Genomic DNA, 23882 nt, shown 5'->3' on the forward strand with positions numbered 1-23882 from the left:
GGGGGAGCGGGGCTCCTTGGGTACTGCTCACTCGGCCGCGATCGGCCGACCCGGGCAACTAGGCCGGGGTGACGTTCTCAGCCTGCGGACCCTTGGGTCCCTGAGTGACGTCGAAGTTCACGACCTGGTTCTCCTCGAGGGAGCGGAACCCGGACGCGTTGATCGCGGAGTAGTGGACGAAGACATCCGGGCCGCCGCCGTCCTGGGCGATGAAGCCGAAGCCCTTTTCAGCGTTGAACCACTTGACGGTTCCGGTAGCCATAAGCCCTCCTTGGGCCAAAGGGTTGCCCTGCTCCAGAACCTGCAAACAAGTCTGAAAACTACAAAAGCCTGCGGGTTACATGCTCCGCAGGCTCTGTACTGCAAGGGAAACCAAACTGCAACTTGCGGCGAGCCTAGCACGCAGTCCGCGGGGAGCGGTAGAGGGAAAGATCACTTCACTCGCAGGTTCGGCCGGGCCGCCCGAGAGGTGACTGACAGGGCTCCCGGGGGTGACCCGGGCGTCCCGACGAGACCGGCCCGCCGCCCCGATGATGCCGGCCGGTGGGGGCGGGTCTAGCCTCGCGATGTGGACAATTCAACCGTCTCTCCCGTAGAAGGCGACGACCGTCGCACCAGGCCGCGAGTCGGCCACATCCAGTTCCTGAACTGCCTCCCCCTCTACTGGGGCCTGGCACGGACCGGAACCCTGCTCGACCTGGAGCTCTCGAAGGACACCCCGGAAAGACTCAGCGAGCAGCTGGTCAGGGGGGATCTGGACATCGGTCCCGTCACCCTGGTCGAGTTCCTGCGCAACGCCGACGAACTGGTCGCCCTCCCCGACATCGCCGTCGGCTGCGACGGCCCCGTCATGTCGTGCGTGATCGTTTCGCAGCTCCCCCTGGAGCAGCTGGACGGGGCCCGGGTGGCCCTCGGCTCGACCTCGCGCACCTCCGTGCGGCTGGCCCAGTTGCTGCTCGCCGAGCGGTACGGCGTCACACCCGACTACTACACCTGCCCGCCCGACCTCGGCCTGATGATGCAGGAGGCCGAAGCGGCCGTCCTCATCGGTGACGCCGCCCTGCGCGCGAACCTGCACGACGCCCCCAGGCTCGGGCTGCAGGTCCATGACCTGGGACAGATGTGGAAGGAATGGACGGGGCTCCCGTTCGTCTTCGCGGTCTGGGCGGCGCGCAAGGACTACCTGGCCACGCACCCCGACCACGTGGAGAAGGTGCACGAGGCGTTCCTGGCCTCCCGCGACCTCTCGCTGGAGGAGGTCACCAAGGTGGCCGAGCAGGCGGCGCGCTGGGAGAGCTTCGACGCCGAGGTGCTGGAGCGCTACTTCACGACCCTGGACTTCCGCTTCGGCCCGGACCAGCTGGCGGGCGTCCGCGAGTTCGCCCGGCGGACCGGCCCGACGACCGGCTTCCCGGCCGACGTCAGGATCGAACTGCTCGGCGGCTGACACCGGCGGCGCGCGGGAATGGTGCGGGAAAGATGAATCCCGTACTTTCCCCGGCCTTCCTTCCCCGTGCCGTCCTTTACCCGTGCCGTGTGGCTCCGGCATTCCTTTCCGTGAAAGGGCGCGCACGCCGGGAGTTCTGCCGAGCAGTCCTCTCGGCGGACGCCCGGTGAATTGTGGATGCCTCCCCGGACGCCTTCCGGTTTCCCCCCGGTGAACCCCTTTCGGCGCGGAAGAACGACGTATTCGCGCCTTTCCGTGTGGCGAAATCCCTGCTTCGTGCCCATAGGGGCGAAATCGGCGGAAGGGGTGTGTGTGACCGTGCGACCCGGGCCCCCTAGGCTGCCGTCCGAGTCCCGGGGTCCACAGGGGGAGACCGTATGCAGCCGCTGGAAGCCGGCGAACCGCACACCATCGGCGCCTACCGGCTGCTCGGCAGACTCGGTGCCGGCGGGATGGGCCGGGTCTACCTGGGCCGCAGCGCGGGCGGACGCACGGTCGCGGTCAAGGTAGTCCACCCGCACTTCGCCCTCGACGAGCAGTTCCGCGAGAGGTTCCGCCGCGAGGTGGACGCCGCGCGGCGTCTCGGGGCCCAGTGGACCGCCCCGGTGCTCGACGCCGACCCCGACGCGCCCGTGCCGTGGGTGGCCACCGGCTACGTGGCCGGGCCGCCGCTCTCCGACGCGGTCACCCGCCACGGCCCGCTGCCCGAGTACGCGGTGCGCACCCTGGGGGCCGGGCTCGGCGAGGCCCTCGACGCCGTACACGCGCACGGTCTCATCCACCGGGACGTGAAGCCGTCCAACGTCCTTCTCGCCCTCGACGGCCCCCGGCTGATCGACTTCGGCATCGCCCGGGCGCTCGGTGCCACCGTCTCCCTCACCTCGACCGGCGTCTCCGTCGGCTCCCCCGGTTACATGGCGCCCGAGCAGATCCGTGGCCTGGACATCTCCGGCGCCGCCGACGTCTTCTCGCTCGGCGCGGTCCTCGCCTACGCGGCGACCGGCAACGCGCCCTTCCACGGCGACTCGTCCGCCGTACTCCTCTACAAGGTGGTGCACGAGGAGCCCGAGCTCGGGGACCTGGAGGGGGAACTGCGCGAGCTCGTGGCCCTGTGCCTCGCCAAGGACCCCGCCCGCCGGCCCGCCCCCTCCGAACTCGCCCGCAGGCTCGCGCCGGGCGGGGCCGCCGCACTGGTGGCGCCCGGCTGGCTGCCGGGCCCTCTGGTGCGTGAGGTCAGCAGGTCGGCGGTGGCCCTGCTGGACCTGGAGCCGCAGGACGCGCCGGTGCAGTCCGGCCCGGTGCCCTTCAGCAACGCGTCGCTGGGGAGCGTGACGCCCGGGACGTTCGGCCCGCCGCTGCCGCCCCCGCCGGCGGAGCCGCCGGCCGCCGCGGACACGTCGGGGGAGCGGGGATCCGGTGCCCGCGTCGCCGTCACGCTGGACACCGGCCCGCAGTCCGGTGCGCGCCGGGGGCGACGGGTCAGCTGCACCGTCGCGCTGGCCGTCGCCGGCGCGCTCGCCGCGGTGACCGTCGGCGTCGCGATGACGGGGGACCTGTTCACGGGCGGTGGCGGCGACAACGACCAGGGCAACGACGCCGCGCAGCAGCCCCCCGCTGCCACCGGGCCGGCGACCCCGTCGGACTCCGCGTCGGAACCCCCCGCGGCTTCCGCGCCCGTGAGCGCGCTGCCCGAGGCGTTCGCCGGCACGTGGAAGGGCCCCACGACCGAACGCAGCGGAGCGCCGCACGGCACGGTCACCGCCGTCTTCGTCGAGGGCGGGAAGGGGGAGGAGGTGGTCCGGCTCTCGTACCGCTTCGACGCACTCGGGACGACCGTCGTCTGCAAGGGCATCGGCACGCTCGTCTCCGGCACCGCCACCGAGCTCAAGGTCCGGGAACGCGCCGACCCCGACGCCCGCACCGGCGCGCTGTGCACCGGCGGCGAGGCCGACCTGGACTTCACCCTCACCTCCGACGGCACCCTGCGCTACGAGTCCCACGAGGAGGCCGCGGGCACGCCGAAGGGCACGCTCACCCGGTCCGACGGCTGACGCCGGCAAGGGCTGGCGTAGGCTGGATCGGTCCGTGGAACCGCAGAAGAACCGCCGAAAGGTGACAGCCCGGTGACCGAGAAGGCCGACCTTCAGCCCGTCCTCGACCGCGCCGCCGAAGGCGGGCGGATCTCCCCGGAGGAGGCGCTCGACCTGTACAGGTCGGCACCGCTGCACGCGCTGGGGGCCGCCGCCGACGCCGTGCGCCGCCGCCGCTACGCCGGCACGGAGCACATCGCGACGTACATCATCGAGCGCAACATCAACTACACCAACGTCTGCGTCACGGCCTGCAAGTTCTGCGCGTTCTACGCCCCTCCCAAGGACACCGCCAAGGGCTGGTCCCGCGACCTCGACGACATCCTGCGCCGCTGCGCGGAGACCGTCGAGCTGGGCGGTACCCAGATCATGTTTCAGGGCGGTCACCACCCGGACTACGGCGTGGAGTACTACGAGGAGCACTTCTCCGCGATCAAGAAGGCGTTCCCGCAGCTGGTCATCCACTCGCTGGGCGCCTCCGAGATCGAGCACATGGCGCGCATCTCGGGCGTCTCCGCGGAGGAGGCCATCAAGCGGATCCACGCCGCGGGCCTCGACTCCTTCGCGGGAGCCGGCGCCGAACTCCTGCCCGCCCGGCCGCGTACGGCGATCGCCCCGCTCAAGGAGTCCGGCGAGCGCTGGCTGGAGATCATGGAGATCGCCCACGGCCTCGGCGTCGAGTCCACCTCGACCATGCTGATGGGCACCGGCGAGACCAACGCCGAACGCATCGAGCACCTGCGGATGATCCGTGACGTGCAGGACCGCACCGGCGGCTTCCGCGCCTTCATCCCGTACACCTACCAGCCCGAGAACAACAAGCTGAAGGGGCAGACGCAGGCCACGCTCTTCGAGTACCTGCGGATGATCGCCATCGCCCGGCTCTTCCTCGACAACGTCGCCCACATCCAGGGCTCCTGGCTGACCACCGGCAAGGAGGTCGGCCAGCTGTCCCTGCACTACGGCGCGGACGACCTCGGCTCGATCATGCTGGAGGAGAACGTCGTCTCCTCGGCCGGTGCCAAGCACCGCTCGAACCGGCTCGAGATCATCGACCTGATCCGCAAGGCGGGCCGCGTCCCCGCCCAGCGCGCCACGACCTACGAGCACCTGGTCGTCCACGACGACCCGGCGGACGACCCGGCGGACGAGCGCGTCGTCTCGCACATCTCCTCGACGGCGATCGCGGGCGGGACCGCGCACCCGGAGCTGAAGCTCCTCGACGCCAACTGAGCCACCGGTGCTGACCGTTCACGCCGCGCCGCTGGTCCTCCCGGTCGGCGCGGCCGGCATCGAGGAGGGCGCGGTCGCGGTGGACGGCGACCGGATCGTGGCCCTCGGGCCGTACGACGTGGTGGTGGCCGCGCACGCGGCGGCGCGGGTCCGCCGATGGCCGGGTGTCCTCACCCCCGGCCTGCGCCAGTGGGACGGCGTCCCGCTGCTGACCCGCTGCTACCACCCCGACCCGCGCGAGGCGGACGAGCTCGGCGAGCAGCCTCTCACCGGGGCCGGTCTCGAGCGGCTGGCCGGACAGATGGACGAGCCCCGCCGGGCCGGCAGCGTACGCCGAGGGCTGCAGCGGATGCTGCGCCACGGCACCACCCACGTCGCGGGGGCGTTCGCCGAACCCGCCGTACGCACCGCCGTGGGCCGCGCGGGCCTCACGGTGGTGCCGCCGGCCGGGGCCCCGGCCGGGGAACCGGACCTCGACCCCTTCGCCAGGGGACACGGCCTCGCGGGCACGGTGTACGGCCCGCTCGCCGTCGGCGGCCGTGCGGACCTCGCGGTCTTCGACGTGCCGGACGAGGCGGCGCTGTGCGCGGCGGGCGCCGTCACCTGTGTCGCCACGGTGCTCGGCGGACGCCTGGTGTACCGGCGGCGATGACGCCCGGTGCACCGGCGGCGGTGACGGCCGCGCACCGTGCGGGCTACGGGACCGAGGGCCCGCCCAGGTAGCGGCCGTTCGCGTCGTACGGCCAGGCGTTGGACCTGCAGCCCTTCAGCCCCTTGATCTGCTGCATCATGGCGGGCGCCGGCTTGCCGGGACCCGGGCAGGTCTCGTGCCCGTGCCCGAGCCAGTGGCCGACCTCGTGATTGATGATCAGGGCCCGGTACTCGGTCGCCGGGCCGTCGAAGGTCGGTGAACCGAGCTGCCACCGGGCCAGGTTGACCATGACGTTCTCCCCGCCGCGGCAGTTCACCTCGCCCCGGGTGTTCAGTCCGTACCGACCGCAGAGCCGGTCGGTGGTCTTCGGCGTCCCTATCCGGATCACCAGCCCGGCCGACCTGTCGTCGACCTGCCGGAACGTACGGGTCCCGCCCTTGCTCCAGCCCCGGGGGTCGGCGAGTATCTCCGCGATGTCCTCGGCGGCGCTGTCCGGGTCCACCCCGATACCGTCCTCCACCTCGACGCGGTAGCGGCTGCCACCACCCTCGGACGAGACGCCCTCGCGGGCCACGGTGAAGGTCCCGGGGCCCGACTCCGGGACGGAGTCCGGATCGACGGGTTCCTCGGCGCTCGGGGGCGGGGAGCTGCCCGCCGGGGACTCCGACGGCTCGGGGCTCGCCGCCACCTTCGGCGAGACCGCGGGGCGCGGGGAGGCCGGGGCCGTCTCCTGGCCGGCCGCGACCGCGGCGCCGTCGTCCTGCCACGGCGGGTCGACGTAGAGGAACGCCGCCACGGCGGCCACCGCGATCACCGCACCGGTGAACCCGGCGCGCCGGCGCCGCACCTGTCTTCGGCGGGCCATGGAGCGCTTCCGGGACTGTGCGCGGGAGGGCCGGGCCCCCGGAGCGGGCCTCCCGGCGGTCCGGCGGGCACCGGTGGCGTTCCGTATGCGAGGTACGTCGTCGCTGTGCATGGTCTGGTGAACATCCGTGGTCTCGGTGTGGCCGCGCGGAGGCGCGGTCCATCCGCCCCCGTACGTTGATCTGCTTCTCGGGCACCGGGTGCCCGTCCGCGTACCGCACGACGTCCAGCAGTCCGTTCTCCCGTGAGCCGTCCGGGAGTTACTGGGTGGTCGCCGGCGCGGAAACCCCTTTCCCCTCGTCGGGTGAGACGTAGATCAGGACGGTGCTGTTCCCGAAATCGAGGATGATCGGGATGAACGTGGCGGCGGGGAGCGGCGCGGAGACCCGCAGGCCCGCCCCGACCGGCTCCGTGAGCCGTGCCGTCTCGCAGGTCAGCCGCTTCGCCGGCACGCCCCGGCGGCCTCACCGTCGCGCGGCCCCTCCACGAGTGCTGCCGGCGGCGAAAGACCGGAGCCGGTCCACGCCGCCGCCGGAGGCCGGGGCCGGGGCTGCTTGAATGGGGGAGTGACCCGAGCATCCCTGGACAAGCAGCCGCACGAAGTCGCCTCGATGTTCGACGACGTGGCGGCGAACTACGACCTCACCAACGACGTGCTGTCGCTCGGACAGGCGCGGCTCTGGCGCAGGGAAGTCGCCCGGGCCGTCGACGCCCGGCCGGCCCAGAAGATCCTGGACCTGGCAGCGGGCACGGCCACCTCCTCGCAGCCGTTCGCACGGGCCGGCGCCTACGTGGTGCCGTGCGACTTCTCGATCGGGATGCTCAGGGTCGGCAAGGAGCGCCACCCGTGGATGCCCTTCACCGCGGGCGACGGCACGAGGCTCCCCTTCAAGGACGAGACCTTCGACGCGGTCACGATCTCCTTCGGGCTGCGCAACATCCAGGACACCAGCGCCGCGCTGAGCGAGCTGTACCGGGTCACCAAGCCCGGCGGCCGTGTGGTGATCTGCGAGTTCTCCCAGCCGACGTGGACCCCCTTCCGGACCGTCTACACCGAGTACCTGATGCGCGCCCTGCCGCCGGTGGCGCGGGCGGTGTCGTCCAACCCGGACGCCTACGTCTACCTCGCGGAGTCGATCCGCGCCTGGCCCGACCAGGCCGGCCTCGCGACGCTGCTGCAGGAGGCCGGCTGGTCGAAGGTGGCCTGGCGCAACCTCACCGGCGGTGTGGTGGCGCTCCACCGGGGCGTGCGCGACTGACCCGGCGGGAGCTCAGAGCTCCAGCCGGAAGCAGTACGCCTCCTGCTTGGTCACCGGGCTCGTGTACGTCTCGGCCTGCCGCATGCCGAGACGTACGGCCACCGCCACCGAGCGGGCGTTCCGCGTATTGATCATCGCCACGACCTCCCGCACCCCGAGCGCCTTTATCCGCTCCAGCGTGGTCCGGGCGGCCGCGGTCGCGTAGCCGTGCCCCCACGCGGCCCGGCCCAGCCGCCAGCCGATCTCGATCTCGCCCACCGGGCCGAACGACGCGTGGGGCCACGGCTGGGCGCCCGTGAAGCCGAGCACCTCCCCGGCGTCGTCCAGCACCGTCCACAGGCAGTGGCCCAGCTCCGCGTCGTGCCGTCGCTGGCGGGCGGTCAGCTCCTCGTAGACGGAGTACTCCGCCGGGCGGCCGCCGTGGAACTCCATCACCTCCGGGTCGGCGAACACCCGGTACCAGGCCATGGTGTCCTCGTCGGTGGGGACACGCAGATGTACGGAGGGAGTCGGGTCAGGCGCGTGCGGCATCGGGGAGCCCTTCGGAAGGTTGATCAGCAGGCACCCATAGACTGCACGCGACATGTGCCGCGCGGCACGCGAATTCGAGTCTTCGGGAGATCCGACCGTGACCGAGCCCCTCTCCGAACACAGCGCGGACGTGATCGTCGTCGGAGCGGGCCCAGCCGGCTCCACGACCGCGTACTACCTCGCCAAGGCCGGACTCGACGTCCTCCTCCTGGAGAAGACGGCCTTCCCGCGTGAGAAGGTCTGCGGCGACGGTCTCACCCCGCGCGCCACCAAGCAGCTCGTCTCCATGGGCATCGACATCTCCGAAGAGGCAGGCTGGCTGCGCAACAAGGGCCTGCGCATCATCGGCGGCGGTGTCCGCCTCCAGCTCGACTGGCCGGATCTCGCCTCGTACCCGGACTACGGTCTGGTCCGCAAGCGCGACGACTTCGACGAGCAGCTGGCCCGCCAGGCCGAGAAGGCGGGCGCCCGGCTGCACGAGCGCTGCAACGTCGGTGAGCCGATCAAGGACGAACGCACCGGCCGCATCACCGGCGTCCACGCGAAGCTCGGCGAGGAGAAGACCCCGGTCACCTTCCACGCCCCTCTCGTCGTCGCCGCCGACGGCAACTCCACCCGGCTCTCCCTCAACATGGGCCTGCACCGCCGTGAGGACCGCCCGATGGGCGTCGCGGTCAGGACGTACTTCACGTCGCCCCGGCACGACGACGACTACCTGGAGTCCTGGCTGGAACTCTGGGACCGCCGTGGCGCCGAGGACCGTCTGCTGCCCGGCTACGGCTGGATCTTCGGGATGGGCGACGGCACGTCCAACGTCGGCCTCGGCATCCTGAACTCCTCGTCGGCCTTCAAGGAGCTCGACTGGCGCGAGGTGCTCAAGGCCTGGTGCGCCTCCATGCCGGAGGACTGGGGCTACACCCCCGAGAACATGACGATGCCGATCCGCGGCGCCGCGCTCCCGATGGCCTTCAACCGCCAGCCGCACTACACCAAGGGCCTGCTGCTCGTCGGTGACGCGGGCGGGCTCGTCAACCCCTTCAACGGCGAAGGCATCGCGTACGCCATGGAGTCGGGCCAGATCGCCGCGGACGTCATCGTGCAGGCCCACGCCCGCGCCACCCCGGCCCAGCGGGAACTGGCCCTGCACCACTACCCGAAGATCCTCAAGGACACCTACGGCGGTTACTACACGCTGGGCCGCGCCTTCGTGAAGATGATCGGCAACCCGAAGGTCATGAAGATCGCGACGCAGCGCGGCCTGACCCACCCCCTCCTGATGAAGTTCACGCTGAAGATGCTCGCCAACCTCACCGACCCGACGGGCGGCGACGCCATGGACCGCATCATCAACGGCCTCTCCAAGGTCGCCCCGAAGGCCTGAGCCGAGGGGCCCGGGGCGACCCGGGCCCTGGTCCCCCGCGGCCCGCCCTGCGATAGGTTCGGGCCATGGGGGCGACAGCGGCATGGACCACCGGCGGTTACCGACGACTCGGCGCGGCCGGGTCGGTGGCGGTCGCGCTGGGCGGCTGGGCCGTCGGCACGCTGCCCGCCCACGACCCGTGGGGCCTGTGGGTCCCCCACGGGACCGCGGTGACCGCGGCGGGCTACACACTGGCGTACGGCGGCCTGACGGTGCTCGTCGTCGCCTGGTGGCTGTACGGGAGGGCGGGAGCCTCCGTACGCGACACCCTCGTCACCCTCGCGTGGTGGACGGCCCCGATGGTCCTCGCGCCCCCGCTCTACAGCGCCGACGTCTACAGCTACATCGCACAGGGCGCGATGGTCCTCGAAGGCCATGACGTCTACAGCCTGGGGCCGTCCGTCCTCGACCCCGACGGGCCGGGCGGCGACGCCGCGGCGAGCGTCGGCGGGCACTGGACCGACACCCCGGCCCCGTACGGGCCCTTCTTCCTCCTGCTCGCGCGAGGCGTCGCCTGGGCGACCGGCGGCACGATCGTGCCCGCCGTGGTGGGGATGCGCCTCATCGCCCTGGGCGCGCTGGTGCTGATCGTGTGGGCGCTGCGGAACCTCGCCCGGGAGCACGGCCGCAGCGAGAGCGCCGCGCTGTGGCTCGGAGCCCTGAATCCGCTGCTGCTCATCCATGTGGTCGGCGGCGTACACAACGACGGGCTGATGACCGGGCTCATGCTGGCCGGGGTGCTGCTCGCCCTGCGCGGGAGGTGGATCATTGGGTCGGCGCTCGTCGGACTCGCCATGATGGTGAAGTCGCCCGCGGCGGTGGCGCTGCTGTTCGTCGGCGTCGTGGTGGGCCGGGCCGCGAGCGGGCCGGCCGTACGGCGGGTGGCGAAGGGGCTGCTGGCGCCCGGGCTGGTCGCCGGTGCGGTCGTCGTCGGCGTGACGTTCATCGGCGGCACCGGCTTCGGCTGGCTCGGGACCCAGAGCGTCGCGGGACGCATCCACACGGCGCTCTCGCTCAGCAGCGACCTCGGCCTGGGCCTCGGTGAACTCCTGCGGCTGCTGGCGGGGACCGACCCGGACCCGGTGAAGTCAGCGGTGCAGAACCTGGGGCTGCTGCTCGCCCTGGCGCTGATCGCCCGCCTCGCGTGGCATGCGACCACGGGGCGGACGGAACCCGTGCACGCCCTGGGTCTCGCGCTGCTGGCCCTGGTGGCGCTGTCGCCGATGGTGCAGCCGTGGTACCTGCTGTGGGCGACGGCGGTGCTCGCCGCCACCGCGAGCGGCGGCCGCGCCGTGGGCGCGGTCACCGTCCTGTCGGCAGCACTCGTCTACGAGACGCAGCCCTCCGGCTCGACCCCCGCGTACGGTTTCGTGCTGGCCGCCCTCGTGTGCGTGGCGGGCGTGGTGCTCCTGCGCCGGGACCGGGCCGGGCGGGCACGGGGACGTGTGCCGGGCCAGCGCCTGCCGGCCCCGGCCGAGTCTCAGGCCGAGGCGGGCGCACCCACGGCACGATGACGGGCCGTCACCCCGGCCGGTGGGGTGACGGCCCGCGATCGTGTCCGGGCGTGCGGAGCTTGTGAATCAGAGAACGCGGACGGCGCCCGACGGCGGGTCGTAGTCCAGGGACTGCTGTACGACGCCGGTGCTGGAGTTCTGCGCACCGACGAACTGGCCGCCGCCCACGTAGATCCCGACGTGGTACGCGCTGCCCGCACCGCCCCAGTACAGGATGTCGCCGGGCTGGAGGTTGTCGAGCGAGACCTGGGTCCCGGCCGTCGACTGGCTCTGCGAGACGCGCGGCAGGTCGATGCCGACCGAGCCGAAGGCGGCCTGGACCAGACCCGAGCAGTCCCACGAGTTCGGGCCGGTGCCGCCGGAGACGTACGCGTCGCCGACCTGGGACTGCGCGAACGCGATGACGGACGCGGCGGACCCGGTGGCGTTCGACGACGACGAGGAGGAGGCGGAGGAAGAGGAGGAGGAGTCCGAGGAGCCGGAGGACGCGCTGAGCGTGGTGCGCTCGGCGGAGCGGGAGGCGCGCTCGGCGGCCTCCGCCTTGGCCTCGGCGGCTGCTTCGGCCTTCTTCTTGGCCTCAGCCTTGCGGACGGCCTCGGCCTTGGCCTTCTTGGCGGCCTTGGACGCCGTCTCGGCCGCGGCGTCCTCGTGCGCCTGCGTCTCGAGGTCGAGAGCGACCGCCTGGGTCGCCTGCGCGGACGCGGCGACGGAGGTGGAGAGCCCGGCCGTGATGGTGGGCATCTCGATGGTCTGGGTGACCGGCTCGGCCTGGGCCGGACCGGCGGCACCCGCGACCGCGATGGTGCTGAGGACGCCACCGGCAACTCCTGCCCGCAGCGCCGTCTTCGAGGCGCTCTGGCGGGGCTTCCGGTGGCTGGGTATGTGAGCGGTGTGGGACATGGGTACTAGCGCTATCAGGGCTGTAGGGGTCCCATCAAGAAACGTGTGTTGCGACACAGTTACGTTCGGAATCTTTGAATCCGCTTATTCCGGGCCCTTATTGACGCCCTAACGGGCATTTCGGGCATGCATGTACACGCCTGTGATCACGGCGTTCTTTCAATACGCCCGAATTGCCCGTCGCTTACCATCCGTTCACACGGTTGGCCAAGCCCGCTTTTCTTGCAGCGTCCGTGGAGTGATGCAGGTCACAGCATGGGTCTCCCGTGAGAGGCAACCGTGCGCCCGCGCCCGGATCCGAGCCAGGGGCCCGCCTGCTTCTGGCCACCGCGTGACCTATTGGTGCGTCATGTCCGTTTTGGGTCAGACCCCTTCGGTGACCGGGGGTCGGCGGCTCGGGGCGGGGGTCCGGGGCGGGGGCCCGGTCGGGGGCCCGGGTCGGCTTCACCTCTCGTGCATCTCGTCCGATCATCCGCCCGGCAGGGGCGTGACGCCTCCCGGGTCGCGAGGCCGGCTCGATCGCGAGGGCGGGGTGCTCGATCGCGAGGGCCCTCGTGCCGCGGGGCGGCCGTCGAGCCCGCCCCCTCTCCTCCGCGCGCGGAGGCCCGACCCGGCACCCCTTTCCTCACCGAGCCCTTGGACGCGGAGAGTTAGTGAACGGATGCGCATGGCCACCGTCCACCTCGATCCCGTGGGCCCCTCTTCCGGGTGGGGGCGAGTATCGGCCCGTGCTCATATCACCTCATCGGCGTCCATCGCCAATTTGCATGTAGGTGCCTACTATTGATAGTGCCGCATGGCTTTGACCAGCATCGACGCCGCCAAATGTCACGTCTCGTAACCGCTCGGCCGCTTCGGGTGCGTAGATCACCGCTCATCCGCCTTCATGATCGTTCGGTAGGTGGTGGAGATCACAAACTCGGGTGTGCACCCCGTGTCGCAGATCACAGGACGGCAGGCATAGGATGCGGGGCAGTCGGGCTTGTGAACTGCCTCACATGTGCACGATCTTGATGAGGTGGCGAGCCGGTCGCCCGATGCGGTCCAACGGTCAAGGACGACTGGAAGGAGCGAGGAGCGTGAATGCCTACGCGCCCATCCTCGTGCTCGGCGCCCTCGGGGCAGGGTTTGCGATCTTCTCCGTGGTCATGGCCACGCTTATCGGCCCCAGGCGGTACAACCGGGCAAAGCTCGAAGCGTACGAGTGCGGCATCGAACCCACCCCGACTCCGGCCGGAGGCGGCCGTTTTCCCATCAAGTACTACCTGACGGCGATGCTGTTCATCGTCTTCGACATCGAGATCGTCTTCCTCTATCCCTGGGCGGTCAGCTTCGACGCCCTGGGGATCTTCGGGCTCGTGGAGATGCTGCTCTTCGTGCTCACCGTCTTCGTCGCCTACGCGTATGTGTGGCGCCGGGGCGGCCTGGAATGGGACTGAGGGGCTGAGGGGCACACCATGGGACTCGAAGAGAAGCTGCCGAGCGGCTTTGTTCTGACCACTGTCGAGCAGGCCGCCGGCTGGGTGCGGAAGTCGTCCGTCTTCCCCGCCACCTTCGGCCTCGCCTGCTGCGCCATCGAGATGATGACGACCGGGGCCGGGCGGTACGACCTGGCCCGTTTCGGGATGGAGGTCTTCCGCGGATCGCCGCGCCAGGCGGACCTGATGATCGTCGCCGGGCGGGTCAGCCAGAAGATGGCGCCCGTCCTGAGGCAGGTCTACGACCAGATGCCGAGCCCCAAGTGGGTCATCTCCATGGGGGTTTGCGCGTCATCGGGCGGGATGTTCAACAACTACGCCATTGTTCAGGGTGTTGATCATATTGTTCCGGTCGACATCTATCTGCCGGGGTGCCCGCCGCGTCCCGAGATGCTGATCGACGCCATCCTCAAGCTCCACCAGAAGATCCAGGGCTCCAAGCTCGGGGTCAACGCCGAGGAAGCCGCCCGCGAGGCGGAGGAGGCGGCCCTCAAGGCACTCCCCCTGATCGAGATGAAGGGGCTGCTGCGATGAGTGACGAGCTGAACACGAACAGCGGCCAGGTGCCCACCCCGCGGGACGACTCCGGTGAGGTCATCGGCGTACGCAAGGGCATGTTCGGCGCCGACAACGGTGGCGACACCTCCGGGTACGGCGGACTCGTCCGCACGGTGACCCTGCCGGGAGCCACCTCCCGGCCGTACGGCGGCTGGTTCGACGAAGTCGCCGACGAGCTGGAGGGAGCCCTGGAGGAACAGGACCTCCTCCCCGGCAACGCCATCGAGAAGACGGTCGTCGACCGGGGCGAGCTCACCTTCTTCATCGCACGCGAGCACCTCGTCCAGGTCGCCCGCACCCTGCGCGACGACCCGGCCCTGCGCTTCGAGCTCTGTACGGGCGTCAGCGGTGTCCACTACCTGGGGGACAAGGGACGCGAGCTGCACGCGGTCTACCACCTGCGCTCGCTCACCCACGGGCGGCTCATCCGCCTCGAGGTGTCCGCCCCGGACAGCGACCCGCACATCCCGTCCCTCGTCGGGGTCTACCCGACCAACGACTGGCACGAGCGCGAGACCTACGACTTCTTCGGGCTGATCTTCGACGGGCACCCCGCCCTGACCCGGATCATGATGCCGGACGACTGGCAGGGCTTCCCGCAGCGCAAGGACTACCCGCTCGGTGGCATCGCCGTCGAGTACAAGGGCGCCCAGATCCCGGCTCCGGACCAGCGGAGGTCGTACAGCTGATGACTACTCCCCACGCAACGCCCCACTCGACACCCCGCACCACCACCGAGGGGACTGTATATACGGTCACCGGCGGCGACTGGGACGAGGTCGTCGAGTCCGCCGCCAAGTCGGACGACGAACGCATCATCGTCAACATGGGTCCCCAGCACCCGTCCACGCACGGCGTGCTGAGGCTGATCCTGGAGATCGACGGCGAGACCGTCACCGAGGCCCGCTGCGGCATCGGCTACCTCCACACCGGCATCGAGAAGAACCTCGAATTCCGGAACTGGACCCAGGGCACCACCTTCGTCACGCGCATGGACTACCTGACCCCGTTCTTCAACGAGGCGGCGTACTGCCTCGGGGTCGAGAAGCTGCTCGGTATCGAGGACCAGATCCCCGACCGGGCCACCGTCCTGCGGGTGCTCCTGATGGAGCTCAACCGGATCTCCTCGCACCTGGTGTGCATCGCCACCGGCGGCATGGAGCTCGGCGCCACGACGATCATGATCTACGGCTTCCGCGATCGTGAACTCGTCCTCGACCTCTTCGAGCTGATCACCGGCCTGCGGATGAACCACGCGTTCATCCGGCCCGGCGGCCTCGCCCAGGACCTGCCCATGGGCGCGATCGACCGGCTCCGCGAGTTCGTCAGGACCATGAAGAAGAACCTGCCGGAGTACGACAAGCTCGCCACCGGCAACCCGATCTTCAAGGCCCGTATGCAGGACGTCGGCTATCTCGACCTGACCGGCTGCATGGCGCTCGGAGCCACCGGCCCGGTCCTCAGGTCAGCCGGACTCCCGCACGACCTGCGCAAGACCGACCCGTACTGCGGCTACGAGACCTACGAGTTCGACGTGCCCACCGCGGACACCTGCGACGCCTACGGCCGCTTCCTCATCCGCCTGGAGGAGATGCGCCAGTCGCTCAGGATTATCGAGCAGTGCCTGGACCGGCTGGAGCCGGGCCCGGTCATGGTCGGCGACAAGAAGATCGCCTGGCCCGCGCAGCTCGCGCTGGGACCCGACGGCCTCGGCAACTCGCTCGACCACATCAAGAAGATCATGGGCACCTCCATGGAGGCCCTGATCCACCACTTCAAGCTGGTGACCGAGGGCTTCCGGGTCCCGGCCGGGCAGGCGTACACCGCCCTGGAGTCGCCCAAGGGCGAACTCGGCGTGCACGTCGTCTCGGACGGAGGCACGCGCCCCTTCCGGGTCCACTTCCGGGACCCGTCCTTCACCAATCTCCAGGCCATGGCGGCGATGTGCGAGGGCGGCCAGGTCGCCGACGTCATCGTCGCCGTCGCGTCCATCGACCCCGTGATGGGAGGCGTCGACCGGTGACCGCGTCCAACCAAGAAGTCAGCCTGGGGATGCCGCAGCTCCCCGCCCCCGCCTACCCGGCCGACGTCCTCGCCCGGCTCGAGGCGGACGCCAAGGAGGTGATCGCCCGCTACCCCGGCAGCCGCTCCGCGCTGCTGCCCCTGCTGCACCTGGTGCAGTCCGAGGAGGGGTTCGTCTCCCGGACGGGCATGGCGTTCTGCGCCGACCAGCTCGGCCTCACCACCGCCGAGGTCACCGCGGTCGCCACCTTCTACACGATGTACCGGCGCCGGCCGAGCGGCGACTACCAGGTCGGGGTCTGCACCAACACCCTGTGCGCGGTCATGGGCGGTGACGCCATCTTCGACCGGCTCAAGGACCACCTGGGCGTCGGCAACGACGAGACGACCGAGGACGGCAAGGTCACCCTCGAGCACATCGAGTGCAACGCGGCCTGCGACTTCGCCCCCGTCGTGATGGTCAACTGGGAGTTCTTCGACAACCAGACGCCGGAGAGCGCCACCCGGCTCGTCGACGACCTGATCGCCGGCCGGACCGTCGAGCCCACCCGCGGCGCGCCCCTGTGCACGTACAAGGAGACGGCCCGGATCCTGGCCGGCTTCCCCGACCGGCGCCCCGGCGCCGTCGAGGCGAGCGGTGGAGCGGGCGCGGCCTCCCTGGTCGGGCTCAAGCTCGCCAAGGGCGAGGGCCCGTCGCCGGCACGCGTGGTCGGACCGAGGGGCGAGACACCCGGGGACGCGCAGCCCCGTGACACGGAGCCGGGCGCCGCACCCCACGACCCGTCGCCGACCGAGCACCTCAGCTCGCACGACGCACCGCAGAAGACGTCGGCCTCCGACCCGGAGCACCCGGCCGGGCCCGCCGCCGAGGAGGGGGAGTGATGACCTTGGCAGCCGAGATCGACAAGAACGGGACCAGCCCGGAGAAGCTCCTGGCCCCGGTCCTCTCCTCCTTCTGGGACGAACCGGAGTCCTGGACGCTGGACACCTACCACCGCCACGACGGATACGAGGGCCTGCGCAAGGCCCTGGCCATGTCACCCGACGACCTCATCGCCTACGTCAAGGACTCCGGTCTGCGCGGACGCGGGGGCGCGGGGTTCCCCACCGGGATGAAGTGGCAGTTCATCCCGCAGGGCGACGGCAAGCCGCACTACCTCGTGGTCAACGCCGACGAGTCGGAGCCCGGGACCTGCAAGGACATCCCGCTCCTCTTCGCGAACCCGCACAGCCTCATCGAGGGCATCGTGATCGCCTGCTACGCGATCCGCTCCTCGCACGCCTTCATCTACCTGCGCGGCGAAGTCGTCCCCGTACTGAGGCGCCTGCACGAGGCCGTGCGTGAGGCGTACGAGGCGGGCTACCTGGGGACGAACGTCCTGGGTTCGGGGCTCGACCTGGAACTCACGGTGCACGCGGGTGCGGGTGCGTACATCTGCGGGGAGGAGACCGCGCTGCTCGACTCGCTCGAAGGACGGCGCGGCCAGCCCCGGCTGCGGCCCCCCTTCCCCGCGGTCGCCGGTCTGTACGCCTGCCCCACTGTCGTGAACAACGTCGAGTCCATCGCCTCCGTTCCCGCGATCCTGAACAAGGGCAAGGACTGGTTCAAGTCGATGGGGAGCGAGAAGTCCCCGGGCTTCACGCTGTACTCGCTCAGCGGGCACGTCACCAGCCCCGGCCAGTACGAGGCACCGCTCGGCATCACCCTGCGCCAGCTGCTCGACATGAGCGGCGGCATCCGGGCCGGGCACCGCCTGAAGTTCTGGACCCCCGGGGGCTCCTCCACCCCGATGTTCACCGAGGAACACCTCGACGTCCCCCTGGACTACGAGGGCGTCGGCGCCGCCGGATCCATGCTCGGCACCAAGGCGCTGCAGTGCTTCGACGAGACCACCTGCGTGGTGCGCGCCGTCACCCGCTGGACCGAGTTCTACGCCCACGAGTCGTGCGGCAAGTGCACGCCGTGCCGTGAGGGCACGTACTGGCTCGTCCAGCTGCTCCGCGACATCGAGGCCGGCAAGGGGCAGATGGCCGACCTCGACAAGCTCAACGACATCGCCGACAACATCAACGGCAAGTCGTTCTGCGCCCTCGGCGACGGGGCCGCCTCGCCGATCTTCTCCTCGCTGAAGTACTTCCGCGAGGAGTACGAGCAGCACATCACCGGCAGGGGCTGTCCCTTCGATCCGGCCAGGTCGACCCTCTGGGCCGACGAAAAAGACGACAAGAACGCTCACCGGGGGGTGAACGCATGACAGTCACCACGAGTGCGCCCTCCGGGGGCGGCGAGGCGGCCGTTCCGCCCGAGGACCTCGTCACGCTCACGATCGACGGCATCGAGATCAGCGTGCCCAAGGGCACCCTGGTCATCCGCGCCGCCGAACTGCTCGGCATCGAGATCCCGCGCTTCTGCGACCATCCGCTCCTCGACCCGGCCGGCGCCTGCCGGCAGTGCATCGTCGAGGTCGAGGGCCAGCGCAAGCCGATGGCGTCCTGCACCATCACCTGCACCGACGGCATGGTCGTGAAGTCGCAGATCACCTCCCCCGTCGCGGAGAAGGCCCAGAAGGGGGTGATGGAACTCCTGCTCATCAACCACCCGCTGGACTGCCCGGTCTGCGACAAGGGCGGAGAGTGCCCCCTGCAGAACCAGGCGATGTCGCACGGCGGCGCCGACTCCCGCTTCGACGGGAAGAAGCGCACCTTCGAGAAGCCCGTCCCCATCTCCACCCAGGTGCTCCTGGACCGCGAGCGGTGCGTGCTCTGCGCACGCTGCACCCGGTTCTCCAACCAGGTGGCGGGCGACCCCATGATCGAGCTGATCGAGCGCGGCGCACTCCAGCAGGTCGGTACCGGCGAGGGCGACCCGTTCGAGTCGTACTTCTCCGGCAACACCATCCAGATCTGCCCGGTCGGGGCGCTGACCTCGGCGGCGTACCGCTTCCGTTCGCGGCCCTTCGACCTGGTCTCCACGCCCTCGGTGTGCGAACACTGCGCCGGTGGCTGCGCGACCCGGACCGACCACCGGCGCGGCAAGGTCATGCGGCGGCTCGCCGCCAACGACCCCGAGGTCAACGAGGAATGGCTCTGCGACAAGGGCCGCTTCGGCTTCCGCTACGCCCAGCAGCGCGACCGGCTCACCACGCCGCTCGTGCGCAACGCGGAGGGTGTGCTGGAGCCGGCGAGCTGGCCGGAGGCGCTGGAAGCGGCGGCTGCCGGACTCTCGGCCGCGCGCGGCAGGACCGGTGTCCTCACCGGGGGCCGGCTGACCGTCGAGGACGCCTACGCGTACAGCAAGTTCGCGCGGGTGGCGCTCGACACCAACGACATCGACTTCCGGGCCAGGGTCCACAGCGGTGAGGAGGCCGACTTCCTCGCCGCGCGGGTGGCAGGGCGCGGCCGCGACCTGGACGGCAGCGGGGTCACGTACACCGCGCTGGAGAAGGCCCCGGCGGTCCTGCTGGCCGGCTTCGAGTCCGAGGAGGAGGCGCCCGGCGTCTTCCTGCGGCTCCGCAAGGCCCACCGCAAGCACGGACAGCGGACGTTCGCGCTCGCCTCGCACACCAGCCGGGGCCTGGAGAAGGCGGGCGGCACGCTGCTCCCCGCCGCGCCCGGCACCGAGACCGAATGGCTGGACGCCCTCGCGGGCGGGGTCGGCCTGGAGGGCGAGGGGGCCGTCGCGGCCGAGGCACTGCGCGGCGAGGGCGCCGTGATCGTGGTGGGCGAGCGGCTCGCCGGGGTCCCCGGCGGACTGACCGCCGCCGTGCGCACCGCCGCGGCGACCGGCGCCACCCTGGTGTGGATCCCGCGCCGGGCCGGTGAACGCGGCGCGCTGGAGGCGGGCGCGCTCCCGTCGCTGCTGCCCGGCGGCCGTCCCGCTACGGACCCCCGGGCGCGGGACGAGGTGGCGTCCGTATGGGGCGTCGCCGAGCTTCCCGCCCGCTTCGGCCGTGACACCGGACAGATCGTGGAGGCCGCGGCCACCGGAGAGCTGGGTGCGCTGCTGGTCGCGGGGGTCGACCCCGAGGACCTGCCCGACCCTGCGGGGGCGCTGCGGGCACTGGACGAGGTCGGCTTCCTGGTCTCGCTGGAGCTGCGGCCCGGAGCGGTGACCGAGCGTGCCGACGTCGTCCTTCCCGTGGCGGCCGTCGCGGAGAAGCCCGGCACCTTCCTCAACTGGGAGGGCAGGGCGCGGATGTTCGAGGCCGCGCTGAAGCCCGAGCAGCTGCCGCGGACGCTCTGCCCCACCGATGCGCGGGTGCTGCACATGCTGGCGGACGCCCTCGACGTACACCTCGCGCTGCCCGACCTGAGGGCGGCCCGCCGTGAGCTCGACCGCCTCGGCGGCTGGCAGGGCGGCCATGCCGACGACCCGCGGGCGACGTCCCGCCCGGTGCCCCGGCCCGGCGACGGCGAGGCGGTCCTCGCGGGCCACCGGATGCTGCTCGACCGGGGCCGGCTCCAGGAGGGCGACGAGGCGCTGGCCGGTACGAGGCACGCGGCCGTCGCCCGGCTCTCCCCGGTCACCGCGGCCGAGTCCGGCGTGAAGGACGGCGATCTGCTGGCCGTCACCGGACCCGCCGGAACCACCGAACTCCCGCTGGCGGTGACCGAGATGCCGGACCGGGTGGTGTGGGTGCCGCTCAACTCCGTCGGCCGGGGAGTCCCCGCCGACACCGGCGCCCAGCCGGGCGGACTGGTCCGGATCGGTCCGGCCGCCCCGGGATCCCACGTCGTGACAACGGAGGTAGGAGAGTGACCGGCCTCGCCCGACTCGCCGCCGCACCGCAGGGCACCGTCCTCGCCGCCGAGGACCTCTCGATGTTCGGCACGGACCCCTGGTGGCTCGTCGTCGTCAAGGCGGTGTTCTGCTTCGCGTTCCTGATGGTGACCGTGCTGTTCTCCATCGTGTGGGAGCGCAAGGTCGTCGCCTGGATGCAGCTGCGCATCGGCCCCAACAGGCACGGCCCCTGGGGCATGCTCCAGTCACTCGCCGACGGCATCAAGCTGATGCTGAAGGAGGACGTCGTCGTCAAGCGGGCCGACAAGGTCGTGTACATCCTGGCCCCGATCGTGGCCGCCGCACCGGCGTTCATGGCGATCGCCGTGATCCCGTTCGGCCCGTCGGACAACAAGGTCTCGATCTTCGGCCACCCCACCACGATGCAGCTGACCGACCTGCCGATCGCGATGCTGTACATCCTCGCGGTCGCCTCCGTCGGCATCTACGGCATCGTGCTGGCCGGCTGGTCCTCCGGATCGACGTACCCGCTGCTCGGCGGGCTGCGTTCCTGCGCCCAGATGATCAGCTACGAGATCGCGATGGGCGCCGCGTTCGCCTCGGTGTTCCTCTACTCCGGCTCGATGTCGACCTCGGAGATCGTGGCGGCGCAGCAGGACCGCTGGTTCATCCTCCTGCTGCCGGTCTCGTTCATCATCTACGTCATCACGATGGTCGGTGAGACCAACCGCGCGCCGTTCGACATGCCGGAGTCCGAGGGCGACCTGGTCGGCGGCTTCAACACCGAGTACTCCTCGATCAAGTTCGCGATGTTCATGCTCGCCGAGTACGTCAACATGGTCACCGTCTCCGCGGTCTCCGTGACCCTGTTCCTGGGAGGCTGGCGGGCTCCGTACCCGATCAGCACCTTCTGGGAGGGCGCGAACCAGGGCTGGTGGCCGATGCTCTGGTTCGTCATCAAGGTGCAGCTGCTCCTCTTCTTCTTCATCTGGCTGCGCGGCACGCTGCCACGCGTCCGCTACGACCAGCTGATGAAGCTCGGCTGGAAGGTCCTCATCCCGGTCTCCGTGGTCTGGCTGATGCTGGTCGCCACGGTCAGGGCACTGAACAACGAGGGCTACGACTACTCCAAGATCCTGCTGTACGTCGCCGGAGCCGTGATCGCGGTCCTGCTGGTCTCCTTCGTCGCGGACGTCTTCCGCGACCGGAAGACCAGGGCCGCCGAGGAGGCGGCCGGACCGGAGCCGGCGTTCGACCCCATGGCGGGCGGATACCCCGTGCCGCCGCTGCCCGGCCAGACCTTGCCGCCGGTGCCGCGCCGAAGTCCACGACGTGAGCGGGAGCTCGTCGTCAGTGGCGGGCCGGACACCCGTAGCGACGATCAGGCGGGTGCCGGAAGTTCGAGTGACGGAAGGGAGGCCGACGGTGTCTGAGTCATCAGAACCCTCAGGGGAGAAGTTCCAGAATCCTGTGGCCGGCTTCGGCGTGACCTTCAAGGCCATGTTCAAGAAGCGGCTGACCGAGCAGTACCCGGAGACGCAGAAGGTGACGGCGCCGCGCTTCCACGGCCGGCACCAGCTCAACCGGCATCCGGACGGGCTGGAGAAGTGCGTCGGCTGCGAGCTCTGCGCATGGGCGTGTCCGGCGGACGCCATCTACGTCGAGGGCGCGGACAACACGGACGAGGAGCGCTACTCCCCGGGCGAGCGCTACGGCCGCGTCTACCAGATCAACTACGCGCGCTGCATCCTCTGCGGGCTCTGCATCGAGGCGTGCCCCACCCGGGCACTGACCATGACCAACGAGTTCGAGCTCGCCAACACCACCCGCGAGAGCCTCATCTACACCAAGGACGAGCTGCTCGCGGGGCTCGAGGAAGGCATGGTCGACAGCCCGCACGCGATCTTCCCCGGCATGGACGAACAGGACTACTACCGCGGTCTGGTGACCGAGTCCGCTCCCGGTACGGAGCGCCAGGTCGCCGTCTCCAAGGGAGAAACGGACAAGGAGGTGGACGCATGACCCCCGCCCTGGCCGCAGCGGCCACCGCCACCTCGACGGGCGAGGCCGTCCAGTTCTGGATTCTCGGCACCGTCGCCGTCATCGGCGCACTCGCCACCGTCCTGATGAAGAAGGCGGTGCACAGCGCGCTGTCGCTCGCCGGCACCATGATCGTGCTGGCGGTCTTCTACCTCGCCAACGGCGCCTACTTCCTGGGCATCGTCCAGGTCGTCGTCTACACCGGCGCGATCATGATGCTGTTCCTCTTCGTGGTCATGCTCGTGGGCGTCACGGCGGCGGACTCCCTCAAGGAGACGCTCAAGGGCCAGCGCTGGCTGGCCGCCGCGTGCGGACTCGGCTTCGGCATCCTGCTGATCGCCGGCATCGGACAGGCCTCGCTGAAGACCTTCAACGGGCTGGGGACGGCGAACGCCCGGCACGGCGGAAACGTCGAGGGCCTCGCCAACCTCATCTTCACCAAGTACGTGTTCGCCTTCGAGATCACCGGCGCCCTGCTGATCACGGCGACCGTCGGCGCGATGCTGCTCACGCACCGCGAGCGCACCGAGCGCGCCAAGACACAGCGTGAGCTCTCCCAGGAGCGGGTGCGCAGCAGTCACCTGCCGCCGCTGCCGGCTCCCGGTGTCTACGCCCGGCACAACGCCGTGGACATCGCCGGACTGCTCCCGGACGGCACCCCGTCCGAGCTCACCGTCATGCAGACACTGCGGCAGCGCGGACAGATCCGCGACGTGTCCCGCGAGTCGCTCGCCGACCTCAAGGCGCTGGAGCAGCGCTCCGGGGAGCGGCTCGGCCGTGACGGCGCGCCAGCCCGTGACCACGCGGATGAAGAGGAGGAGGTCGCCAAGTGAATCCGGTCAACTACCTCTACCTCGCGGCCCTTTTGTTCACGATCGGCGCCTCCGGCGTACTGATCAGGCGGAACGCGATCGTGGTGTTCATGTGCATCGAGCTGATGCTCAACGCCTGCAACCTCGCGCTCGTCGCGTTCTCCCGGATGCACGGCAACCTCGACGGCCAGATCATCGCGTTCTTCACGATGGTCGTCGCCGCCGCGGAGGTCGTCATCGGGCTCGCGATCATCGTGTCGCTGTTCCGCTCCCGCCACTCGGCCTCGGTCGACGACGCCAGCCTGATGAAGCTGTAAGGGG

Annotated in this window: 23 protein-coding genes; 18 read left to right on the forward strand and 5 right to left on the reverse strand. The window is 70.6% G+C overall.

What is annotated here, in order from left to right; all coding sequences use genetic code 11:
- Positions 1-58: 58 nt before the first annotated feature.
- Entirely contained in the window at positions 59-262 is a 204-nt protein-coding gene (locus OO67_RS04715; protein ID WP_003967102.1) for a cold-shock protein, read from the reverse strand.
- Between the two features lie 306 nt (positions 263-568).
- Between OO67_RS04715 and OO67_RS04720 the strand changes: the two genes are divergently transcribed.
- The 4 genes from OO67_RS04720 to OO67_RS04735 all read left to right on the forward strand — a co-directional run bounded on the left by OO67_RS04720 (position 569) and on the right by OO67_RS04735 (position 5422).
- Positions 569-1447, forward strand: a complete 879-nt coding sequence (locus OO67_RS04720) for a menaquinone biosynthetic enzyme MqnA/MqnD family protein (RefSeq protein ID WP_033297507.1) — start codon at positions 569-571, stop codon at positions 1445-1447.
- Between the two features lie 377 nt (positions 1448-1824).
- Positions 1825-3498, forward strand: coding sequence for a serine/threonine-protein kinase (locus OO67_RS04725; RefSeq protein ID WP_033297508.1), 1674 nt, complete (start codon positions 1825-1827; stop codon positions 3496-3498).
- Positions 3499-3570: 72 nt separating this feature from the next.
- Positions 3571-4770, forward strand: coding sequence for a cyclic dehypoxanthinyl futalosine synthase (gene mqnC, locus OO67_RS04730; RefSeq protein ID WP_033297509.1), 1200 nt, complete (start codon positions 3571-3573; stop codon positions 4768-4770).
- 7 nt (positions 4771-4777) lie between these two features.
- Positions 4778-5422: an imidazolonepropionase-like domain-containing protein gene (locus tag OO67_RS04735; protein WP_033297510.1), complete on the forward strand. Its 645-nt coding sequence runs from the start codon at positions 4778-4780 to the stop codon at positions 5420-5422.
- A 43-nt stretch (positions 5423-5465) separates the two neighbouring features.
- Here the strand turns inward: OO67_RS04735 and OO67_RS04740 are convergent, their stop codons facing one another.
- Together OO67_RS04740 and OO67_RS04745 are read right to left on the reverse strand one after the other, a co-directional pair.
- Complete coding sequence (locus tag OO67_RS04740) at positions 5466-6398, reverse strand: DUF3152 domain-containing protein (protein ID WP_078597637.1); 933 nt, start codon at positions 6396-6398, stop codon at positions 5466-5468.
- Between the two features lie 148 nt (positions 6399-6546).
- On the reverse strand, positions 6547-6738 hold the full coding sequence (locus OO67_RS04745) for a hypothetical protein (RefSeq protein WP_033297512.1): 192 nt from the start codon (positions 6736-6738) through the stop codon (positions 6547-6549).
- A 114-nt stretch (positions 6739-6852) separates the two neighbouring features.
- Here OO67_RS04745 and OO67_RS04750 point away from each other — a divergent pair, with 114 nt between their 5' ends.
- A complete protein-coding gene (locus tag OO67_RS04750; RefSeq protein WP_033297513.1) occupies positions 6853-7545 on the forward strand; it encodes a demethylmenaquinone methyltransferase in 693 nt (230 codons plus the stop codon).
- A gap of 12 nt (positions 7546-7557) precedes the next feature.
- On the opposite strand, the gene OO67_RS04755 is transcribed toward OO67_RS04750, so the two are convergent.
- Positions 7558-8076: a GNAT family N-acetyltransferase gene (locus tag OO67_RS04755; protein WP_033297514.1), complete on the reverse strand. Its 519-nt coding sequence runs from the start codon at positions 8074-8076 to the stop codon at positions 7558-7560.
- Positions 8077-8173: 97 nt separating this feature from the next.
- Between OO67_RS04755 and OO67_RS04760 the strand changes: the two genes are divergently transcribed.
- Together OO67_RS04760 and mptB are read left to right on the forward strand one after the other, a co-directional pair.
- Positions 8174-9457, forward strand: coding sequence for a geranylgeranyl reductase family protein (locus OO67_RS04760; protein ID WP_033297515.1), 1284 nt, complete (start codon positions 8174-8176; stop codon positions 9455-9457).
- Positions 9458-9522: 65 nt separating this feature from the next.
- Positions 9523-11010 (forward strand): polyprenol phosphomannose-dependent alpha 1,6 mannosyltransferase MptB, encoded by a 1488-nt coding sequence (mptB, locus tag OO67_RS04765; RefSeq protein WP_033297516.1) that lies wholly within the window; start codon positions 9523-9525, stop codon positions 11008-11010.
- Positions 11011-11076: 66 nt separating this feature from the next.
- Here mptB and OO67_RS04770 read toward each other — a convergent pair whose 3' ends face one another.
- The gene (locus OO67_RS04770) at positions 11077-11910 is read right to left on the reverse strand and encodes a C40 family peptidase (protein WP_033297517.1); all 834 of its coding nucleotides are present in this window, start codon (positions 11908-11910) and stop codon (positions 11077-11079) included.
- 1079 nt (positions 11911-12989) lie between these two features.
- On the opposite strand from OO67_RS04770, the gene OO67_RS04775 reads away from it, so the two are divergent.
- Genes OO67_RS04775 through nuoK form a run of 11 tightly spaced genes read left to right on the forward strand, consistent with a single transcriptional unit; the run spans position 12990 to position 23878 of the window.
- Positions 12990-13349, forward strand: a complete 360-nt coding sequence (locus tag OO67_RS04775) for an NADH-quinone oxidoreductase subunit A (RefSeq protein WP_018490714.1) — start codon at positions 12990-12992, stop codon at positions 13347-13349.
- Between the two features lie 18 nt (positions 13350-13367).
- Entirely contained in the window at positions 13368-13922 is a 555-nt protein-coding gene (locus tag OO67_RS04780) for a NuoB/complex I 20 kDa subunit family protein (RefSeq protein ID WP_014154689.1), read from the forward strand.
- Positions 13919-14635, forward strand: coding sequence for an NADH-quinone oxidoreductase subunit C (locus OO67_RS04785; protein WP_033297518.1), 717 nt, complete (start codon positions 13919-13921; stop codon positions 14633-14635). The genes OO67_RS04780 and OO67_RS04785 overlap by 4 nt, the downstream gene beginning before the upstream one ends.
- Positions 14635-15969 carry an NADH-quinone oxidoreductase subunit D gene (locus tag OO67_RS04790; protein ID WP_033297519.1) on the forward strand — a complete coding sequence of 445 codons (1335 nt, stop codon included), beginning with the start codon at positions 14635-14637 and terminating at the stop codon, positions 15967-15969. The genes OO67_RS04785 and OO67_RS04790 overlap by 1 nt, the downstream gene beginning before the upstream one ends.
- Before the next feature lie 29 nt (positions 15970-15998).
- A complete protein-coding gene (nuoE, locus tag OO67_RS04795) occupies positions 15999-16850 on the forward strand; it encodes an NADH-quinone oxidoreductase subunit NuoE (RefSeq protein ID WP_033297520.1) in 852 nt (283 codons plus the stop codon).
- Entirely contained in the window at positions 16847-18223 is a 1377-nt protein-coding gene (gene nuoF / locus OO67_RS04800; protein ID WP_208860961.1) for an NADH-quinone oxidoreductase subunit NuoF, read from the forward strand. The genes nuoE and nuoF overlap by 4 nt, the downstream gene beginning before the upstream one ends.
- Positions 18220-20727 (forward strand): NADH-quinone oxidoreductase subunit G, encoded by a 2508-nt coding sequence (locus tag OO67_RS04805; RefSeq protein ID WP_033297522.1) that lies wholly within the window; start codon positions 18220-18222, stop codon positions 20725-20727. Before nuoF ends, OO67_RS04805 begins: the two co-directional genes overlap by 4 nt.
- Complete coding sequence (nuoH, locus tag OO67_RS04810) at positions 20724-22142, forward strand: NADH-quinone oxidoreductase subunit NuoH (RefSeq protein ID WP_033297523.1); 1419 nt, start codon at positions 20724-20726, stop codon at positions 22140-22142. The genes OO67_RS04805 and nuoH overlap by 4 nt, the downstream gene beginning before the upstream one ends.
- Positions 22135-22731 carry an NADH-quinone oxidoreductase subunit NuoI gene (gene nuoI / locus OO67_RS04815; protein WP_078597639.1) on the forward strand — a complete coding sequence of 199 codons (597 nt, stop codon included), beginning with the start codon at positions 22135-22137 and terminating at the stop codon, positions 22729-22731. Before nuoH ends, nuoI begins: the two co-directional genes overlap by 8 nt.
- Positions 22728-23582 (forward strand): NADH-quinone oxidoreductase subunit J, encoded by an 855-nt coding sequence (locus tag OO67_RS04820; RefSeq protein ID WP_033297525.1) that lies wholly within the window; start codon positions 22728-22730, stop codon positions 23580-23582. The genes nuoI and OO67_RS04820 overlap by 4 nt, the downstream gene beginning before the upstream one ends.
- Positions 23579-23878: an NADH-quinone oxidoreductase subunit NuoK gene (gene nuoK / locus OO67_RS04825; RefSeq protein WP_033297526.1), complete on the forward strand. Its 300-nt coding sequence runs from the start codon at positions 23579-23581 to the stop codon at positions 23876-23878. Before OO67_RS04820 ends, nuoK begins: the two co-directional genes overlap by 4 nt.
- Positions 23879-23882: the final 4 nt, after the last annotated feature.

It is taken from the genome of Streptomyces atroolivaceus (assembly GCF_000717025.1).
Classification (GTDB): Bacteria; Actinomycetota; Actinomycetes; order Streptomycetales; family Streptomycetaceae; genus Streptomyces; species Streptomyces atroolivaceus.

Coding starts and splice junctions, on each gene's coding strand:
- OO67_RS04715 (WP_003967102.1), bottom strand. CDS start 262: ATGGCTACCGGAACCGTCAAGTGGTTCAACGCTGAAAAGGGCTTCGGC.
- OO67_RS04725 (WP_033297508.1), top strand. CDS start 1,825: ATGCAGCCGCTGGAAGCCGGCGAACCGCACACCATCGGCGCCTACCGG.
- OO67_RS04740 (WP_078597637.1), bottom strand. CDS start 6,398: ATGCACAGCGACGACGTACCTCGCATACGGAACGCCACCGGTGCCCGC.
- OO67_RS04755 (WP_033297514.1), bottom strand. CDS start 8,076: ATGCCGCACGCGCCTGACCCGACTCCCTCCGTACATCTGCGTGTCCCC.
- mptB (WP_033297516.1), top strand. CDS start 9,523: ATGGGGGCGACAGCGGCATGGACCACCGGCGGTTACCGACGACTCGGC.
- OO67_RS04770 (WP_033297517.1), bottom strand. CDS start 11,910: ATGTCCCACACCGCTCACATACCCAGCCACCGGAAGCCCCGCCAGAGC.
- OO67_RS04780 (WP_014154689.1), top strand. CDS start 13,368: ATGGGACTCGAAGAGAAGCTGCCGAGCGGCTTTGTTCTGACCACTGTC.
- OO67_RS04785 (WP_033297518.1), top strand. CDS start 13,919: ATGAGTGACGAGCTGAACACGAACAGCGGCCAGGTGCCCACCCCGCGG.
- OO67_RS04790 (WP_033297519.1), top strand. CDS start 14,635: ATGACTACTCCCCACGCAACGCCCCACTCGACACCCCGCACCACCACC.
- nuoE (WP_033297520.1), top strand. CDS start 15,999: ATGCCGCAGCTCCCCGCCCCCGCCTACCCGGCCGACGTCCTCGCCCGG.
- OO67_RS04805 (WP_033297522.1), top strand. CDS start 18,220: ATGACAGTCACCACGAGTGCGCCCTCCGGGGGCGGCGAGGCGGCCGTT.
- OO67_RS04820 (WP_033297525.1), top strand. CDS start 22,728: ATGACCCCCGCCCTGGCCGCAGCGGCCACCGCCACCTCGACGGGCGAG.